Here is a 17887-nt window from a genome sequence, read left to right on the forward strand (position 1 = left end):
TGGGGTTAATTATTAATGAAAAAATCAAAAATATTAAGAAAATTTCTAACAACGTCATCACTATGCAGAACATTATGCACTAATTCTAATGCCACAGGAGCAACAATTCCTAATCTCGGTAGCGTAGCTTGAGTACAGGTGCCGGTCTTGTAGGAGGAGTATTTAATAACGGCGATATTATTCAAATAGCGGTTGTAGGGCTTGGAATTAAAATATCGGCAGATAAAGCAAATGCTATTGTTGGCGGGATAAATACATTAATAGCACTACCTGCTTTTAGTGGGGTTGAGGTAAGTCAAAATGTATCAATAGGTCCTCTTAGTACAACAATTGCGGTCCTCTTAAATTTATTAGTAATAATGTTACGTCAATTATTACCGGAGTCGGTAATCAAACATTTAGTAATATAGATTTCGCCGGTAAGAATTCTACTTTACAAATTAATAACGGCTTAAATATTACAACTCAGATAGATAGCCGGAAATAACGGTATACTAACTTTTACAGGTACAGGGACTATCTCAAATAATATAGGCTTAACTAATTCTCTTTCTCAAATAAATGTAGGAAATGGGGAAGCACATATTGATATGCCTGGAGCAGGTAATATCGTAGTCGGTAATACGGTATTTACGAAGTTACTTAGTATGAATAGTACAGGACAGGTAACATTTAATCAAGCTTTGGACCTAGGATCAGGTGGTAACATATTATTTGGAGCGGATGGTAAGTTAATAGTAAATGGTGTGACCGGTTCAATTACAACTTCTGCAAATAATCAAGGAACACTAACAATACAAAGCGGTAATGTTAACGGTACGATTGGAGCTAACGGCAGCAGCTTAAAACTTGTAAATATCGAAGCAAATCCCGTTACGTTCTCAGATAATGTATTTGTTCCTGTAGCTTTAAATAATAATGGCTCTATCTTAACTTTAGCAGATGGAGTTACGCTAACCGGAGGTAGTAACCACTACTCCAGGCGATGGTAGTGGTAAATTAATATTTGCAGGTGGTGGAACGGTAACAGGTAGCGTAGAAGCAAATAGAGCAGCATTAGAAGAAGTAATATTCAACGGTATAGATAAAATTATACAAGATGTAGCAAATGCAACAACTTTTACCGTAGCAGATGCCACAGCCGATGTCACGACAGCAGGATTAGTCGGTAACTTAAATTATAATGCATGAGGTAAATTAACGGCTAATAAAGGCATAGTAGGAAATATTGATTTCAAAGGTATTAACGGAACGTTTAATTTAGGAGACAGCTCTGTCATTACTGGAGCAGTACTTAGCACCAGTGGTATAGGCGGTACATTGAATTTTATAGGTGACGGTAATGTAACTCAAAATATAGGTACAGATGCTGCAAATAGCCCTACTAATATAAAATATCCAAGGCGATAATACAAAAAACGTAACTATAGCAAATGATATATTTGTAGGTAATATTAATTTTACAAACGGTGGAATATTACAGCTTAGCGGAAATCTCACCACTCCTAATATTGATTTCGGAGCGAACGGTGGTACTTTAGAATTTAACAGTAATAATACATATAACTTAAATAGCTGTTATAGCAAACGGACAAAACAGTATATTAAATGTTTTTACTACCTTAAAATCTACTAATGCACGTATCGGTACGGTTAAAACGATTAATATAGGAAAGGTAGGCACTCCACAACACTTTACCGTTCAAGTTAATAACGGAAATTTAGCTCTTTTAAGTAGCGTAAATAGTAGCATTAATTTTGGTGATGCAGATTCACAATTAATATTATCTGCACCGATAGCACAAACTGTTACATTTGCTAATAGCTTAAACAGTATAAAAACTGGTGGCGGTATTGTAACTTTAGACAGTAACGGTAATAATTTAACCGTAAGCAGTAATAATGGAGCAACACTCGGTAGTAAAGGTAATGAGTTAGCTAGCGTGAATATCAAAGGGCAAGTTACTGTCACTAATAATTTAGATGTACAAAATATTCAGCAGTTAAATATAAACAACGGTGCAGTATTTACCGACCAAGGCCTAACATCTGCTAAGATTGCAAATATAAGTATCGGTGAAGTAACAGGAGCAGCTACTTACGCTCTAGATGCTATAAATGGTGATTTTGATTTAAATACCGGCGGTATTAATACTAGCGGTGGACAGGCTTTAAATGGTAAAGCAGAAAAACAATAATGTCGGTGATAAAAGTAAAATACAGAGCAATATTTACTCTTTATACGGCTTATATAATGTACCGAATAAAAATTCGGTTTTTTAAAAGTATAGCTTCTTACGGTGATAACAAAGTTAAGAATTATTCACAGCGTAATATTGCTTCAGGTAGGAATTTGACTAGTTATGAAACGGCAATCGGTAAATATAAATCACGCTCATATACCGGACAGATTTTAGCTGGTTATAGCTATTTAGCTCCGAAAGCGATTAATTTAACCCCAACGTCAGGGATTAGATACTCCGATATTAGGGATTCAGGATATACTGAAACTGGCATGACTTTCCAAAATTTAATCGTTAAATGGAAGAAGTATAATACGATTGAAGGGCTTGCGCGGGTGTGAGGATCTCACAAGATATTAACGTAGAAAATATAGTTTTAATCCTTACATTTTGTATTTCTCGCTCTTATTGTTTCTATTAGTTTTTCATATGAAATTTTAGATTGTTCTTTAAACATAACTATACCTTTATTTATTTTGTTAAAAATGAGCTTATAGACAAGACAATAATAAGGAGTTTTAAGAATGCAATAAAAATTTAATTAGAAGCAAATGAATTGAGATTGTTTTAAGAAGTATACGGGGTTAGTTTTTTTGATAAAATTTAACACTCAGAATTTAAAAGAGATTTAATACAAAAATTAGATATTTTGGCACATAAACAAGGAGCATATGAATTTTTTAGAAAACGAAAAAAACCCCAGAACCCTGAAAGGGCTTGGCGAGAGTGACGGGACTCGAACCCGCGACCTTCTGCGTGACAGGCAGACGCTCTAACCAACTGAGCTACACCCCCTTTACATACGAGATAACAATATATATAACAATTCTTCTATTCCTGCAAGAGTAAAATATCTTATTTTATCAAAAAATATACAGCACCTAAACCTCTAAACATTCCTGCTTATTATTATTAATCCAAATTAGTTACTATTAGATGAAGCCTTGAAAATTATTATCCTTTTTAAGGGCTTTGTTAAAAAGAAAAACTATTGGTTACATTTATATTAATAAAATCTTATTTTATTAATAATTATTAGATGTTTTATATGACTAAACCATATGTCATTAAATTAACTACTCCTTTTGAGCATATTAAACCTTATAATCCTATACCCGATATTGCTCTTAGAAGTGCTATTATATGCAGGCAATAATAGATGTAACTAATACTTTTACCAAGAAAGAAGCAACAAAAGCAGAATATAATGCTAAAAAGTGGCTTTTTGAAAATAATGAAAATTTTAATGCTACCTGCTTAGAAATGGGCATTGATCCTAATTATGTACGAAAGACTGCTAAAAAACTAATTAAATCGCAACAAAATAAAGATAAGCGTCCTAAAACTCTACAGCTAAAGTTTAGATGAAGTAATTTGTAATAAAACTTGAAATTACTCTAAATATAAATTAATTGTATAGGTGTTACTTAGTAACGCCTATATATTAATTATTTCAGATTATAAAGGTTATTTATGATTATTTCAGTTTCAGCTCAACATATTTCGATCGGTAATAATTTACAAGAATATTCAAAAAAGAGAGCTACGCAAGTCGTTAAAAAATATTTTACCGATATAATAAATATAGATATACATTTTTCAAAAGAGGGAATGAACTTTAAATGTGATATTATAGTAAAATATGGCTCAGGTAAACATAATATAGTCAAAAGTCATGATAGTTGTAGCGATACATATGTAGCTTTTGATAAAGCTATGTCAAAACTAGAAAAACAGCTTAGAAAATATAAATCAAAATTCAAAAATCATCATGCTGGTAAAGTCAAAATATCAGAAATTGCTTACGAAGGTACCAAATATATTATTAATCCACAGTCTGATAGTGAAACCTCTAACTCCGAAGATAATGATAATCCGACAATTATCGCTGAAAAGCCTGTAGAAATATTAAAATTATCAGTAAAAGAAGCGGTCATGAAGATGGATTTAGAAGATTTACCTGCGGTAGTATTTAAAAATATCAATAATGATCGTATCAATATAGTGTATTATCGTAAAGATGGTAATATTTCTTGGGTAGATTATAATTAATGATTATTATCCCTTATCCAGGAGTTACCCAAGCATCGATAAAACTGCATATATTGCCGAAAGCAGCTCTTTAATAGGAGATGTTGAAATAGGTAGTAATTCGAGTATTTTTCTTAGAGATGACGTTGAATCAATAAAAATAGGAAATAATACTAACGTACAAGACGGTAGTGTAATTCATACTTCAAGATTTAACAAATCGGTAGAAATAGGCGATGGCATAACTATCGGTCATCTTTCTCTTATTCATGCCTGCCACAATACATAATAATGTGAGTACTACAAATAATGGATTATGCAGTAATAGAAGAATATGCTTTTATTGCTGCAGGCAGTCTTATCCTGCCAAAGAAGATAATTAAATCTAAAAGAATTATGGATGGGTTCCCTTGCAAAATTTGTTAGATATTTAACTGATCAAGATTTAGAATATATACAAAATAATGTAAAAAACTAGGTAGAACTTGCGAGTATTTATAAAATTTGATGTCATTCCTAGCTAAAGGGGCATTGTTGGATGGTTCTTATGTCATTCCCGCGAAAGCTAGGAATCCAGCATAAAGCGAGATAAAATGAGCTTTTAATTTCAAAAATGCAACAATGCCCCTTTAGCTAGGAATGACATACTGTACTATAAGAATCCTTAAACGCCTTAACCGTATTTTTAAGTAAAAAAGCAATAGTCATCGGTCCGATACCACCCGGGACGGGAGTAATATATTTTACTTTAGACTTAACATGTTCAAAATCAACATCACCGATAATTTTATTGCAGCTAATTCTATTAATGCCTACATCAATTACTATAGATTCAGGATTAAAATATTCTGCAGTTAATTTTAAAGGCGAACCTATTGCAGCAACTACAATATCGGCTTTTAAAGTGATAGAGCTTAAATTGTGTGTTTTAGAATGGCAAATAGTAACACTGCAATCTTCTTTTAATAGTAAAGCACTTAAAGGTTTTCCTACTATATTTGAGCGTCCAATAACTACAACGTTTTTACCGCTTAAATTAGGTTCGTATTTTTTTATAACTGCAAGACAACCAAGGGCAGTGCAGGGTATAAAACTTTGACTATAGTCAAATGATTTGAATTCACTTACATCGTTACTTGTCGCGCTCCTATTAGTTATAGGCTTCGCTCTTTGTCCCTTGTAATTAAATCCAACTGACTTGACTATAATACCGCTATGTAAGTAACCAACATTTAAAGGATGAAACCCATCAACATCTTTATATGGTGATACAGCAGATAAAATTTTATTTTTATCTATGGAGTTTGGCAAAGGAAGCTGAACTATAATTCCCGAAATCTCGTTATCATGGTTTAACTCATTGATTTTCGTTATTAAATCATTTGTATGAATAGTAGTAGATAGATTTACTAATAAAGTATCGATTCCTATTTTATGTGCATTGTTTATTTTATTTTTTACATAAATAATGCTTGCCGGATTATCGCCAACTAGTACTATAGCAAGCTTCGGTGAAGCGTTGGTTTGACTTTTAAGTTCTTGAATTTCTAGCTTTAAATCTGCTAGTATCTCATTTGCTAACGCTTTACCGTCAATTATATTATTCACTATATTTTTATCCTTTTTCAGTTGTCATCCAGCGACTTGATCACGGGATCAAGTGAAAAATACTAATATTAGTATTTTTATTGTTTTTATGGATACCCATGGCCAAGCCACGGTATGACACCGAGTACTTTTTTCGTTCCACATAACAATACCTCCACAGGAATGACATGGGATACTTACTTCCTTTCCCCATACTTAGTGGTAGAATATTCAAAATGTAGAGCCTGACCGTTAAATACTCTACTATAAGCATGATGAAGGCTGCTTGCAGCTTCAGCAAAGCCCGTAAGAATCAGCTTAAGCTTACCGGCATAATGAGCAATATCTCCAATGGCGTAAATACCTTCTATATTAGTTTGATAATAAGCATTATCTACTTCAATATGGTGAAGCTTAACATCTAAACCCCAATTAGCTAAAGCTCCTAGATCTTGTTTTAAACCAAAAAACGGTAGTAATATATTGGCATCTAATTTGCGAATGTTATTTTGCAGGTCTTTAACTATCACTGTTTGAAGTTCACTATTATTGCCATCTAAAGCATTTAACTGATAGCCGGTGACTAATTCGATTTTACCAGTTTCTGCAATACCTCTTAACTGCCTTACGCTTTCAGGAGCTGCCGTAAATTTATCTCGTCTATGCACTAAATATATTTTATTTGCAATTTCTGAAAGAGAAATAGCCCAGTCGACGGCGGAATCACCGCCTCCCGCTATAACTATATTTTTACCTGCAAATTTACTTTTATTATTAATAAAATAAAAAACAGATTTGCCTTCAAAATCCTCAATATTTGCAAGAGGCGGCTTGTTTGGACCAAATGAACCAGCTCCCGCTGCAATAATAATAGCTTTGCTTTTAATAATAATATTTTTTGATGTTCTAATTTCAAAAAAATCACCTTGCTTATTTAGCTCCGTAGCCTGCTGATTTAAGTGATATACAGGCTTAAAAGGAGCAGCTTGAAGCTCTAACTGTTTTATTAGCTCTTCTGCAGCAATTTTAGGATATGCCGGTACATCGTAAATAGGCTTTTCAGGGTATAGAGTAATACACTGACCTCCTATGGTTTCTTGAGCATCGATAACTTGGCACTTCATCCCAAGCATTCCGGCCTGAAAAATCGTAAACAGCCCGACCGGTCCTGCTCCGATTATTATAACGTCAGTATTATGCATTATTTTTTTAACTCAATTTTAAAAAGGATTTTATTGGATATTGAGGAAATAATCAATTGTTATTGTTATATACTCGCTGAATTTGAAAAATTGGCTACATCGTCTTTGTAAGTCCTCGGATGCTGAACGTTTATTATATGCTCCGCTCCTCGGCGTGCAAACTCCTTGTTCTTTTCCAAATTGAGCTTCGTCTACCAACTTTTCATTTTACTGTGTAGTATAGTTCTTAGATAGATATTAATTTAATATGTCCTAACTTAGCCCAGTTAAGAATTTTTTGATCTCGAGTAAGGTATCTCCAAGGCATTTTGCTGTTGCTACAATAATGCTATCAGTCTGATCACCATGAAAATCATCCATAAGAGAAACGCTTTCAGCAGCAATCTTCGGAGCAATATCTTTAATAGATACTCTATTAAAGTTTGTTATAGAATTTAGAAATCCTTTATAGGCTCATAAACATTAATACGCCTTTTAAAGTTAAGCGTAGCTATTTCCCATAATGAAATAGAACTTAAGAATAATTGTGAACTTTCTTGAGCTAAATTGATTTTGTGTTTTATTTGTTCTGATAATTCTTCAGGTTGTAATAGTGACCACAATAAAACATGGGTATCTAGTACTAAGCCATTATTAATGTTCTGCATTCCATTTGTCTTCTATTGGATCTAATATATCTGCTTTTCTCTCAGCTTTATTTTTTAGCATACCGAATATTGAAGTATTTTTAGTATTTATATGGAATATTTGTGCTACTTCCCTATCTCTTTTGGTAATTATAATGGATTCTTTATTGGTTTGTAATTTTTCTATTATTTCAAGACAATGAGATTTAAATTGACTGATTGCTATTTTAGTAGTCATTTTATATACCAGAAAATAAAAGTACTATCATATAATAATAGTCAATTACATTTTTAATTTATTTGTAAATATGATTCTGTGGGAAAAATATCATAAATTTATATTTAATATAACGATTTCATAAACTAGCTTTGTAAAATCGTTCAAATTTGTAAAAGATTAATAATAGAAATTAATTATTTTTATTATTAATAATGAAAATTAAAATTTTACGAAATATTATCAGTTTTGTTATCTTAACTATAAGTGCCGGAAATAGCTTTGCTTCATCTGCTAATGCTTTTTTCCTTGTTAGTGCAACGGTTTTACCGTCTTGTATAGTTACGGCTACACCTTTAGCTTTTGGTACGTATGTTCCAACTGCTGATTCTTTGCAAACAAACACACTTACTATAACTTGTACTTTAGGTACTGGTTATACTGTTTCATTAAATGCAGGTACTGCACCAAGTGCTATAACAAGTACTCGCAAAATGACAGGTCTTGTTAATACTACTAGTTATTTACCGTATAATCTTTATTCCAATTCAACAAAAACTCAAAATTGGGGTAACCAAGCAAGCGACTAGGTACCGGGAACTGGTACGGGATTACCTTAAACGCTCACAATATATGGAAAAATACCTCAAGGAGCTAATGTTCCTTCTGATACTTACAACGACACAATTACAGTAACTGTGGCATATTGATATTATGTTAATGTTTTTGCTAGTGCCACTATCATGCCTGTCAATATAGAGATAAGTGAAAATAATAAAATAGCAACTATGACGGTACAAAATAACGATTATACACCTAAAAAGTTTCAGCTACTTCTTTTAAAACGTGTGTATGAAAACGGTACAGAAGAATATAAAGAAACTACGGATTTAATTGCAACTCCGGTAACATTTACCTTACACGGTGGTAAAACGCAATTGATACAGTTAGCTTTAAAAAATACACAGAATTTTTCTACTAGAGCAAAAGATTATAGAATCATAGTAAGAGAATTACCTTGTAGAGTGAAGATAGAAAACAATATTAGCTCTACGGTAAACCTTGTTGTTCAGCATAGTATACCCATAACGATATCAAGGTAATCTCAATAGCACATTACCTTTAACTTTAAAATAAATAAGCTAATGTACTTTTTAAATAAAATAATATCGGTTTTTATAGGTATTATTTTATTTATACTGCTGAGCTTTGTAGATAAAGTTATATCCGAATCGCTTGGAAGCAATTTACCTCAAACCACAATGGATACAAACGTGCATGAGGATAAAGGGTTAGAATCATTGCCCCAATTACCTCTCTAGAAGTAGAATTTGAGAATAGCTCTAATGAAGATGCTGGCGACAATGAATTGATTGTTTCGCTAAAAATTCATTATACCGAAACCGATATATTTCCAACTATAGTGCAAAATGCTCAAGGTCATTATTTAATTCCTCTTGAAGATATAGAACATTTTGATGTTCAAGAAGATTATCTTAAGCAGGGTTTAGTGAATCATCATGATAGTGCATATATTAATTTAGATTTGCTTGAGGGTACTAAATATGATTTAAACTGCAAGAATTTAGATTTAAATATTACTTTTCCGGCGGATAAAATGCAAAAACAAGTATTTAATGCTAATGAAATGCCTAAAAAAAATGTTGACAATAAACTTATTAGCGTGGCATATCTTAATTATTATATAACTCTTAGCCAAAATGATGATATTAATTATTTAGCCAGAGTAGAGAAGCTCAATTATTTTACTGAAAACGGCGTATATAGCTATAGTTTTTTATTTCAAACATAAGCCATGAAATCAAATTTTTCTAAAGTTAAAAATACTGCAAGAAACCAAAATAAATTTACACGTTTAGAAACAAATTGGACATATGAGAATGTAGATAAAATGACTAATTGGCGGGTAGGGGGATAGCATAACTAAAGCCTCTTTTTGGTCTAATTCAACTAGATTTGCCGGTATTCAATATGCTACGAATTTTACAGTTATACGGAATCTAGTTACCTATCCGTTACTTAATTTCAGAGGAAAATCAGAACTTCCAAGTAGTATAGAGATATTTTCAAATAGTATACCTATATATAATGCTAAAGCTCATATGAGGGATTTTGATATAACCAATATTCCGGTTATTACCGGTAGAGGTGATTTAATAGTCAAAACGCAAGATATAACCGGTAAAGTTCAGACAATTACCATTCCTTATTATGCATCACCGAGTTTACTACGTCCAGGGCTTTCAAATTTTTCCTATGAAGCTGGATTTCAAAGACAAAATTTTACTATATAGCAATGATTATAAATATTTAATGCTAAATACAGATTATATGCTTGGTATAAATGATTATTTAACAAGCGGCGGACCTACGACTGCTTGCAATGACGGGGCGGTATTCACGCAACGTTGACTTACTTCCGCATGATAAGACTGCGTGTGCCTTAAGAAAGCATAAATAGTAATTAAGAGTGATTTGTGTCAAGTCAAAAATCTTAAAAAAAAATAAATATTTATATTGAATAAATTATTATTCTCGTGTCTACTTAGGTGAAGATTATATACACTAAATATGGTGTCATTTTTTTCAAAATAAGCATTATAAATAACGCCTACAACCCCATTAGTACCTATAATGAACACGCTTAAAAAAAATAAATTTCAAATAACTATAAACAACAACCATAATAATTTACTTACTCCTTTCGGTAAAGCTATTCTGCGAGATCGATATCTTATGAAAGGTGAGGATTTTCAAGATTTATTTGCAAGAGTTTCTAGTTATTATGCCGAAAATAAACAGCATGCTCAGAAGCTATATGAATATATGAGTAAAATGTGGTTTATGCCGGCAACACCAATCTTAAGTAACGGCGGAACGGATAGAGGGCTTCCTATTTCATGCTTCTTGAATGAGACCGATGACAGCTTAGACGATATAGTAAATTTATGGACGGAAAATGTTTGGCTTGCTGCACGTGGCGGTGGGATTGGAAGTTATTGGGGTAATGTTCGTTCTATTAATGAAGGGATTCGTGATAAAGGTCATTCATCCGGTATTATACCATTTATTAAAGTAATGGATTCTATGACTCTTGCTATTTCGCAAGGTTCTATTAGACGAGGTTCATCGGCTGTATATTTGCCTATTAATCATCCTGAAATCGAAGAATTTATTGATATAAGACGTCCTACAGGTGGAGATGTTAACCGTAAAGCTCTTAATATTCATCATGGTATAGCTATTACCGATGAATTTATGAAAGCAGTTGAAAACAATACGGACTTTGACATTATTAGCCCTGCTACCAAAAAAGTCGTAAATAAAGTTAGAGCAAGAGACTTATGGGTTAAGTTATTAACTACTAGAATAGAAACGGGTGAGCCTTACTTGTTATTTATCGATAGTGTTAATAAATCTATCCCTGAGCATCATAAAAAATTAGGGCTTCAAGTTAAAATGTCCAATCTTTGTAGCGAAATTACATTGCCGACGGGAATTGATCATTTAGGAAAGTCAAGAACTGCCGTTTGCTGCCTTTCTTCTTTAAATTTAGAGTATTATGAAGAATGGAAAGATGATAAAGAATTTATCCATTCTATTATGTTGTTCCTTGATAATGTTTTAGAAGACTTTATTAATAAAGCACCGAATACGATGGCAAGAGCTAAATATTCGGCTTTGCGTGAGCGAAGCGTTGGACTTGGCGTAATGGGCTTCCACTCATTTTTGCAAATAAAAAAAGTACCGATAGAATCGGTGATGGCAAAAGTTTGGAATAAAAAAATATTTGAATATATATCTGCTGAAGCTGATAAAGCCTCAATAGAAATCGGTAAAGAAAAAGGAGCATGTCCTGATGCTCTAGATGCAGGAAGTAATGAACGATTTAGCAATAAAACCGCAATAGCACCCACCGCCTCAATTTCAGTAATAGCAGGTAATGCATCACCCGGAATAGAGCCGTTTGCTGCTAATAGCTTTGTACAAAAGACTTTAACCGGTTCTTTTAATGTGCGTAACAAACATTTAGAAAAGTTATTAGAAGAGAAAGGATTTAATAATGACCAAGTTTGGTCTTCGATTGCAACACATGAAGGATCAGTGCAACATTTAACATTTTTATCCGAAGAAGAAAAACAGGTTTTCAAAACCGCTTACGAAATTGATCAAAATTGGCTAATTGAACTAGCAAGCGATCGTACTCCTTACATTACGCAAGCACAATCTTTAAACATCTTTGTACCAGGTAATGTTAGTAAGAAATATTTAAATAATATTCATTTTAAAGCCTGGAAAAAAGGAGTAAAAAGTTTATATTATTGTAGATCGACATCAATACAGCGAGCCGATAAAGTGTCGCATGACATATTAAAAGCCGATTTTAAAGATTTAGAGAAACAAAACGATAAGATATCAGAAGCCGGTAATTACGAAGAATGCTTAGCTTGCCAGTAATAGCAGTTAATGTGGTTTCTAGCTAAAAGCTCATAGGATTAACTTAAGAATCGATGTCATTCCTGCTACAGCAAGGAATCCAGTAAAACATAAAAAACTTATTTTTTATATGTTTATTTTATCGTATATGTACATATAGTAAGGTTATTTTTTGGATTCCTGCTTTCGCGGGAATGATATTGAGTATTTTTTTGAGTCATACCACAAAGTATGCTGGTAAATAATAAAAACAAACAAGAAGAAAAATTATGTCACTACTTGATGCAAGTCCAATATATAAGCCATTTTCATATCCATGGGCATATGCAGCTTGGCACACTCAACAAAAAATTCATTGGTTACCGGAAGAAGTACCGCTTGCCGATGATGTTAAAGATTGGAAGTATAACTTAACTCCAGGGGAAAAACATTTATTAACGCAAATATTTCGTTTTTTTACTCAGGCGGATATTGAAGTGAATAACTGCTATATGAAGCATTATTCACGAGTATTTAAACCGACTGAAATATTAATGATGTTATCGGCATTTTCTAATATGGAAACGGTACATATTGCAGCATATTCACATTTACTTGATACGGTAGGTATGCCGGAAGTAGAATATTCAGCATTTCTTAAATATAAGGAAATGAAAGACAAATATGATTATATACAGCAATTTGGAGTGGATACCAAAGAAGATATAGCAACTACACTCGCAGTATTTGGAGCTTTTACTGAAGGATTACAGCTATTTGCTTCTTTTGCGATTATGCTTAATTTCCCTCGTTTTAATAAAATGAAAGGTATGGGTCAGATTATTGCTTGGTCAGTGCGCGATGAAACGCTTCATACTAATTCAATTATTACTCTGTTTAAAACTTTTGTAAGAGAGAACCCTGAAGTTTGGACAGAAACTTTACGTAAACGTATTTATGAAGCTTGTACGACTATTGTGCATTTTGAAGATGCTTTTATTGAACTTGCTTTTGAAGTTGGCGGTATTGAAGGGTTAACGGCATATGAAGTAAGACAATATATTCGTTATATTGCTGACCGTCGTTTAATGCAACTAGGACTCAAAGATGTATATTTGGTAAATCATAACCCGCTTCCTTGGCTTGATGAAATGCTAAACGGAGTAGAGCATACGAACTTTTTTGAAAATAGAGCGACTGAATATTCAAAAGCGGCGACTACCGGTTCATGGGAAGAAGTATTCACTGAGATGGACGCAAAAAGCGGAGGCTAAATAATATACTCAGATAGAACTTGAAAAATTGGCAGCCATGTATTTGTAAGCCCTCGGATGCTGAACATGTTGTATCGAAATATACATATTAAAAATACCTAATTTTTATTTTTAAAAATTTTTTAAAATAGATTTAGAATATTTAAAAATTTTGAATAATTTTATGGCTGTTACAAATAATAAAAACTATCAAAAAGTTGTAGAACAAGTTTTATCTTCTTCTAAAGCTAATACAGCACTAAAGAGTGCAATTAAGGACTTATCATCTTCAAAGAGTATAAGCTTAAGAACGGTGTTACTCGGAGCAAAATTTGTTTTAACTAATCCTGTAAATACTTATAATCTTGTCAAACTTGCTAAATCCTCCAATATATATCTTGATCCGGAATTTCAAAAATCACTTCTTGAAAAACCTCCAATATGGGAATTTTTAAAAAAACATTCAGACGATTTGCCTAAAATAGGTCAAATCTTAGCAAATGCAGGCTTTAGAGAATTTCAAGATAAGAGTGCTTTAGATGAAAAGGGACTCGGAATACTAAAAGAATGTTTTAAAAATGAAAAAGTACTTAAAAAACTTAAAGAAATTGCAGTTGAAGTAAAGCAAGAGCTACCGGACTGGAATAAAGTGACGTCTAGAGCTTTAGATATGCTGGTTACCGATAAAAATTTCAAAAAATTCTTTAATGACAAGAGTGAAGATATTACGAATTATATACGCATCGGAGCAACTGCAATACTTCCAAGCGATTATATAAAAACTTTTGATAATATATTACAAAAACCCGATAAGAAAAATTTATTAAAAATATTTAATGAACATCCTGATTTTAAGCAAGAACTGGCTGAAAATATAAACAATCCTAATACTCTAAAAAGTTTTAATAAGTTATCTCCTGAAAAACAACTAATTATTGAAAATTTCTTAGAAGCAGCAAAAGAACAAGCTAAACCTTTTTTAAAAGAACATTTTGAAAGCTACAAAATTGATCTTAAAATTTTAGATATTATTCCTACTTTATTAAATAAAATTCCTGAGACAAAAGAGATTTTTGATACTCTTCATGCTCCAAATCAAGGTTTAATGATATCTCTTGAAAAATCCTTAGAAATGGTAGCGGGTGATGATAAATTAAAAAGTTTTTTTGCTAATAATAAAACAATCTTACCAAATATTGCTTTAGGTATTATTGAAAATACTCCTAGCATACAAAGCATAAAAAAAGAATATAATTTTGATCAACAAATGCTTAGTATAGTAGGCGAAGTTATGTCAAAGCCAGAAATTGCGCATGAGATTATTGCAGACTTAAATAAAGGCGATTATATGAGTTTAACCGGTAATATAATCTCTGCCCTTAATGATCCTTCATTTAAATTAAAAGATATATTAGTAGAGCAAAGTAAAGCAGGTCTATTTGATAATTTAATTACAGGAGTTTTAGAACAAGATGAAAAAAATAGTCAAACTATAAAACCACAACTTATAAATTATGGTCTGGAAACAAGTGATATTACAAAGTTAACGAGCATAATGCCTATATTACTTGATAAACCTGAATCATTAAAAAAGGTTTTTCGAGATTTTATTCAAGGTGATTATACGGGAATGGCAAAAGAGTTAATAATTTTCACTAAAGACAATCCTGAAATTAAAAAATATTTAAACAATAATAGAGAAATATTTGCAAGTATTTTAGACAAAACTTTAGTGGACATACCAGGTATAAATAACCTTGATAAGAAAGAATTATATAATGTACTTCCATCAATGTTAAACCATCCTGATGAATTAGTTAAAGTTATAGAAGAGGTTGAACAAAGTAATTATCGTGGGACCGCTAGGGCTATATATAATCTAGCTCAAAAAACCAATTATTTTGAAGGACAATTGCCGAATATTATAAAAGCAGGTTTTAACTATGCTACTGAAAAAGTAAAAGATGTATTTAGTCCATCACAAGATTTTAAAGATAAAATTATAGATGAAATTACTCTTAGAAATAACTTAAATAAAATACAAAATAGAAAATTCAGCTTAGAGGGAGCTATATTAGTAGGTAATTTATCTAATATTGACTTCTCAGACATATCATTAAAAAATGCAGATTTCACTAAAGTAACTTCTTTAAAAGATTGTAATTTTAAAAATACTAATTTAGCAGATGCTAAATTACCTGATAATTTAATGCTACTTACTGATACTTACAATCTTAATAAGGCGATCCCTTCTTTAGCGCCTGAGCTAATTAAAGAGCAACAAGCAAAATTAATTGATAAGGCAATTGATAAAGTATTTTTACAAATACAGGCCGAAGAAAAAAAAATTTACTTAGTAAAAAAGAATTTGCTCAACAAGTAAATATGTTATGCGAAGAAAATCAAGTGGTTAAAGACTATATTATAGAAAAACTCAATTCGCTACCTATGAATATGGTTAATAACCTAGCTACTCCTAAAACAAACCAATATAAACATATTACAACTCATGTAAATTCTCCATTACAAATATTGAACCCTTTATATGAAAATATTACAAATAAACAAGATATTAAGAGTAATTTATTAGCAAATATTTTAAGCGAGAAAATATCACAAAAACTTTTTGATAAAGGTGATAATAGAGGTGAAGATTTTTACATGATTAATCAGATGCTCAAACCTATCGTTTCTGAATATTCTAAAAAGAATCCTGATAATATCAATATTTTTTTAGAGCCGAAAAATCTAGAAAAATTAGCAAGCAATATTGCCTCTAATTTAAATTCTAAATCTAAATATACTTGGGCAGGCACTATTAACGGTGGAATTTATTTACCAAAAGAAATCTTCAATGAACAGTTAAAAGATAATTTTAAGAATGAGTTTAAAAAAATTAATAAACTAAATGTTTTAAAAGAAGCAAAAAATATAGTTTCAAATTTAGATAGTAAAGCGCATATAGTAGATAATCACGATAAATCATATACTTACATATCATTACCTACAAAAAGTAAAAAAATAAACAGATAACTCTATAAATCTTAGATCAAATTGATTTAATTACCATATTATATAATATAAATTAAAATATTTAAGTAGTTCTTAATTTATTTCTTTGAATCAATTTTAAGATAATTTAATGTTTTTATAAATTCCATTAAAGATATTAAAAAATTAAAGGATTTTAATAAAACTGTTAAAAGGATATTATCTTCTCCTGATGCAGACAAGGCATTTACAAGTTTTATTTATGACCTTGCATCTCCAAAGAAAAAAAATATTACCCGTTAGTATAGGAGCATTATTAAAAGGTGCGCAGCTTGCTTTAGCTAATCCAGTAAATAGTTATAATCTTGTTAAACTTGCAAGCTCCTCTGATATATATCTTGATTCAAATTTTCAAAAATCTATTCTTGAAAAATCCTAAATATGGAATTTTCTAAAAGAACATGCAGATGATTTACCACAAATAGGGCAAATCTTAGCAACAGCAGGTTTTAGAGAATTTCAAGAAGTAATTTTCTGGATCAAAAGGACCTTACAACATTAAAAGAATGTTTTAAAAATGATAATGTACCTAAAAGCATTAAAGAAATTGCAATTGATCTAAAGCAAGATGTACCTGACTATAATAAAGTGACTTCTAAAACATTAGAAATGTTATCTACCACTAAAAATTTCTTGAAATCTTTTAATGAAAAAGGAAAAGATATAGCAGATTATATACGTACCGAAGCAACAGAAATACTTCCAAGCAACTATATAAAAGCTTTTGATGATATATTACAAAAACCTCAAAGTAAGGATACATATGCAAAAGTTGATCCTAGTATTGTAGATACTATTCCTACTTGATGAAATAAAATGCCTGAAACAAAAGAGATTTTTGATACTCTGAATGCTCCAAATCAAGGAGTAATGGTAGCTCTTGAGAAATCTTTAGAAATGGTAGATGGCGACGATAAATTAAAAAATTTTTTTGCTGATAATAAAACAGTCTTACCTGATATTGCCTCAGCTATTATTGACAATACTCCGAATATACAAAGCACGACGAAAGAATATAATTTCGATAAACAAATGCTTAATATAGTAGGCGAAGTTATGTCAAAACCGGAAATTGCACATATGCTATTATTACAGATATAAATAAAGGCGATTATATGAACGTAACAAGCCGTGTAATTACTGCTTTTAACAAGCCTTCATTATAGTTAAAAGATATATATGAGTAGAGCAAAATAAAGAAGGTTTATTCGATAATGTAATGTTTCTATGGGGATGCAAA

General features: G+C 31.4%; 16 protein-coding genes, 1 tRNA gene and 7 pseudogenes. 16 read left to right on the forward strand and 8 right to left on the reverse strand.

All coding sequences use genetic code 11. From position 1 onward, the window contains the following. Window positions 1–128: 128 nt before the first annotated feature. Window positions 129–410, forward strand: coding sequence for a hypothetical protein (locus A452_RS11880; RefSeq protein WP_017208527.1), 282 nt, complete (start codon window positions 129–131; stop codon window positions 408–410). Window positions 411–590: 180 nt separating this feature from the next. Further along, window positions 591–992 carry a hypothetical protein gene (locus A452_RS11885; protein WP_017208528.1) on the forward strand — a complete coding sequence of 134 codons (402 nt, stop codon included), beginning with the start codon at window positions 591–593 and terminating at the stop codon, window positions 990–992. Here the strand turns inward: A452_RS11885 and A452_RS10785 are convergent. Both A452_RS10785 and A452_RS0102940 read right to left on the reverse strand, forming a co-directional pair. Further along, window positions 954–1139: a hypothetical protein gene (locus tag A452_RS10785; RefSeq protein ID WP_155813374.1), complete on the reverse strand. Its 186-nt coding sequence runs from the start codon at window positions 1137–1139 to the stop codon at window positions 954–956. The genes A452_RS11885 and A452_RS10785 overlap by 39 nt on opposite strands. Window positions 1140–1702: 563 nt before the next feature. Beyond that, on the reverse strand, window positions 1703–1954 hold the full coding sequence (locus A452_RS0102940; RefSeq protein WP_014412761.1) for a hypothetical protein: 252 nt from the start codon (window positions 1952–1954) through the stop codon (window positions 1703–1705). On the opposite strand from A452_RS0102940, the gene A452_RS0102945 reads away from it, so the two are divergent. Together A452_RS0102945 and A452_RS11370 are read left to right on the forward strand one after the other, a co-directional pair. Beyond that, a complete protein-coding gene (locus A452_RS0102945) occupies window positions 1944–2198 on the forward strand; it encodes a hypothetical protein (protein ID WP_014412760.1) in 255 nt (84 codons plus the stop codon). The two genes, A452_RS0102940 and A452_RS0102945, sit on opposite strands and share 11 nt — an antisense overlap. Beyond that, a complete protein-coding gene (locus A452_RS11370; protein ID WP_014412759.1) occupies window positions 2198–2584 on the forward strand; it encodes an autotransporter outer membrane beta-barrel domain-containing protein in 387 nt (128 codons plus the stop codon). Before A452_RS0102945 ends, A452_RS11370 begins: the two co-directional genes overlap by 1 nt. Window positions 2585–2961: 377 nt before the next feature. Here the strand turns inward: A452_RS11370 and A452_RS0102955 are convergent. Further along, a tRNA-Asp gene (locus A452_RS0102955) sits at window positions 2962–3038 on the reverse strand. Window positions 3039–3291: 253 nt separating this feature from the next. On the opposite strand from A452_RS0102955, the pseudogene A452_RS08160 reads away from it, so the two are divergent. The 3 genes and pseudogenes from A452_RS08160 (at window position 3292) to A452_RS11890 (ending at window position 4752) form a co-directional block, all read left to right on the forward strand. Then, a pseudogene (locus tag A452_RS08160) lies at window positions 3292–3611 on the forward strand (hypothetical protein). A 105-nt stretch (window positions 3612–3716) separates the two neighbouring features. Next, window positions 3717–4295 (forward strand): ribosome hibernation-promoting factor, HPF/YfiA family, encoded by a 579-nt coding sequence (gene hpf, locus A452_RS0102965; RefSeq protein WP_014412757.1) that lies wholly within the window; start codon window positions 3717–3719, stop codon window positions 4293–4295. Next, window positions 4295–4752 (forward strand): annotated as a pseudogene (locus tag A452_RS11890) (gamma carbonic anhydrase family protein). The gene hpf and the pseudogene A452_RS11890 overlap by 1 nt, the downstream one beginning before the upstream one ends. Before the next feature lie 155 nt (window positions 4753–4907). Here the strand turns inward: A452_RS11890 and A452_RS12765 are convergent. The 5 genes and pseudogenes from A452_RS12765 to A452_RS0102990 all read right to left on the reverse strand — a co-directional run. Then, window positions 4908–5375, reverse strand: a pseudogene (locus tag A452_RS12765) (bifunctional methylenetetrahydrofolate dehydrogenase/methenyltetrahydrofolate cyclohydrolase); the annotation flags it as partial. Window positions 5376–5480: 105 nt separating this feature from the next. Further along, window positions 5481–5882, reverse strand: a pseudogene (locus tag A452_RS12775) (tetrahydrofolate dehydrogenase/cyclohydrolase catalytic domain-containing protein); the annotation flags it as partial. A 176-nt stretch (window positions 5883–6058) separates the two neighbouring features. Further along, window positions 6059–7063, reverse strand: a complete 1005-nt coding sequence (locus A452_RS0102980) for an NAD(P)/FAD-dependent oxidoreductase (protein WP_014412754.1) — start codon at window positions 7061–7063, stop codon at window positions 6059–6061. Window positions 7064–7497: 434 nt separating this feature from the next. Beyond that, window positions 7498–7710 (reverse strand): type II toxin-antitoxin system VapC family toxin, encoded by a 213-nt coding sequence (locus tag A452_RS11895; protein ID WP_014412753.1) that lies wholly within the window; start codon window positions 7708–7710, stop codon window positions 7498–7500. Beyond that, on the reverse strand, window positions 7697–7927 hold the full coding sequence (locus A452_RS0102990; protein ID WP_014412752.1) for a type II toxin-antitoxin system Phd/YefM family antitoxin: 231 nt from the start codon (window positions 7925–7927) through the stop codon (window positions 7697–7699). The genes A452_RS11895 and A452_RS0102990 overlap by 14 nt, the downstream gene beginning before the upstream one ends. Window positions 7928–8121: 194 nt before the next feature. Between A452_RS0102990 and A452_RS0102995 the strand changes: the two are divergent. The 9 genes and pseudogenes from A452_RS0102995 to A452_RS11910 all read left to right on the forward strand — a co-directional run. Beyond that, window positions 8122–8616, forward strand: a pseudogene (locus A452_RS0102995) (Csu type fimbrial protein). A gap of 78 nt (window positions 8617–8694) precedes the next feature. Continuing rightward, window positions 8695–9009 (forward strand): fimbria/pilus periplasmic chaperone, encoded by a 315-nt coding sequence (locus tag A452_RS0103000; RefSeq protein ID WP_025999556.1) that lies wholly within the window; start codon window positions 8695–8697, stop codon window positions 9007–9009. 266 nt (window positions 9010–9275) lie between these two features. Continuing rightward, entirely contained in the window at window positions 9276–9719 is a 444-nt protein-coding gene (locus tag A452_RS11900; protein WP_017208530.1) for a hypothetical protein, read from the forward strand. A gap of 3 nt (window positions 9720–9722) precedes the next feature. Next, window positions 9723–9845 (forward strand): hypothetical protein, encoded by a 123-nt coding sequence (locus A452_RS0103020; protein ID WP_017208531.1) that lies wholly within the window; start codon window positions 9723–9725, stop codon window positions 9843–9845. Between the two features lie 163 nt (window positions 9846–10008). After that, complete coding sequence (locus A452_RS11905) at window positions 10009–10221, forward strand: fimbria/pilus outer membrane usher protein (protein ID WP_338009660.1); 213 nt, start codon at window positions 10009–10011, stop codon at window positions 10219–10221. A 340-nt stretch (window positions 10222–10561) separates the two neighbouring features. Continuing rightward, window positions 10562–12385: a ribonucleoside-diphosphate reductase subunit alpha gene (locus A452_RS0103030; RefSeq protein ID WP_014412749.1), complete on the forward strand. Its 1824-nt coding sequence runs from the start codon at window positions 10562–10564 to the stop codon at window positions 12383–12385. A gap of 248 nt (window positions 12386–12633) precedes the next feature. Beyond that, a complete protein-coding gene (locus tag A452_RS0103035) occupies window positions 12634–13617 on the forward strand; it encodes a ribonucleotide-diphosphate reductase subunit beta (protein WP_014412748.1) in 984 nt (327 codons plus the stop codon). A gap of 163 nt (window positions 13618–13780) precedes the next feature. Next, a pseudogene (locus A452_RS08185) lies at window positions 13781–16629 on the forward strand (pentapeptide repeat-containing protein). A gap of 135 nt (window positions 16630–16764) precedes the next feature. Next, a pseudogene (locus A452_RS11910) lies at window positions 16765–17810 on the forward strand (pentapeptide repeat-containing protein); the annotation flags it as partial. Between the last annotated feature and the right edge of the window lie 77 nt (window positions 17811–17887).

The organism is Rickettsia australis str. Phillips (genome assembly GCF_000273745.1).
Taxonomy (GTDB): Bacteria; Pseudomonadota; Alphaproteobacteria; order Rickettsiales; family Rickettsiaceae; genus Rickettsia; species Rickettsia australis.

Coding starts and splice junctions, on each gene's coding strand:
- A452_RS0102980 (WP_014412754.1), bottom strand. CDS start 7,063: ATGCATAATACTGACGTTATAATAATCGGAGCAGGACCGGTCGGGCTG.
- A452_RS0103035 (WP_014412748.1), top strand. CDS start 12,634: ATGTCACTACTTGATGCAAGTCCAATATATAAGCCATTTTCATATCCA.
- A452_RS11370 (WP_014412759.1), top strand. CDS start 2,198: ATGTCGGTGATAAAAGTAAAATACAGAGCAATATTTACTCTTTATACG.
- A452_RS0103000 (WP_025999556.1), top strand. CDS start 8,695: ATGACGGTACAAAATAACGATTATACACCTAAAAAGTTTCAGCTACTT.
- A452_RS11895 (WP_014412753.1), bottom strand. CDS start 7,710: ATGCAGAACATTAATAATGGCTTAGTACTAGATACCCATGTTTTATTG.
- hpf (WP_014412757.1), top strand. CDS start 3,717: ATGATTATTTCAGTTTCAGCTCAACATATTTCGATCGGTAATAATTTA.
- A452_RS11885 (WP_017208528.1), top strand. CDS start 591: ATGCCTGGAGCAGGTAATATCGTAGTCGGTAATACGGTATTTACGAAG.
- A452_RS0103020 (WP_017208531.1), top strand. CDS start 9,723: ATGAAATCAAATTTTTCTAAAGTTAAAAATACTGCAAGAAACCAAAAT.
- A452_RS0103030 (WP_014412749.1), top strand. CDS start 10,562: ATGAACACGCTTAAAAAAAATAAATTTCAAATAACTATAAACAACAAC.
- A452_RS0102990 (WP_014412752.1), bottom strand. CDS start 7,927: ATGACTACTAAAATAGCAATCAGTCAATTTAAATCTCATTGTCTTGAA.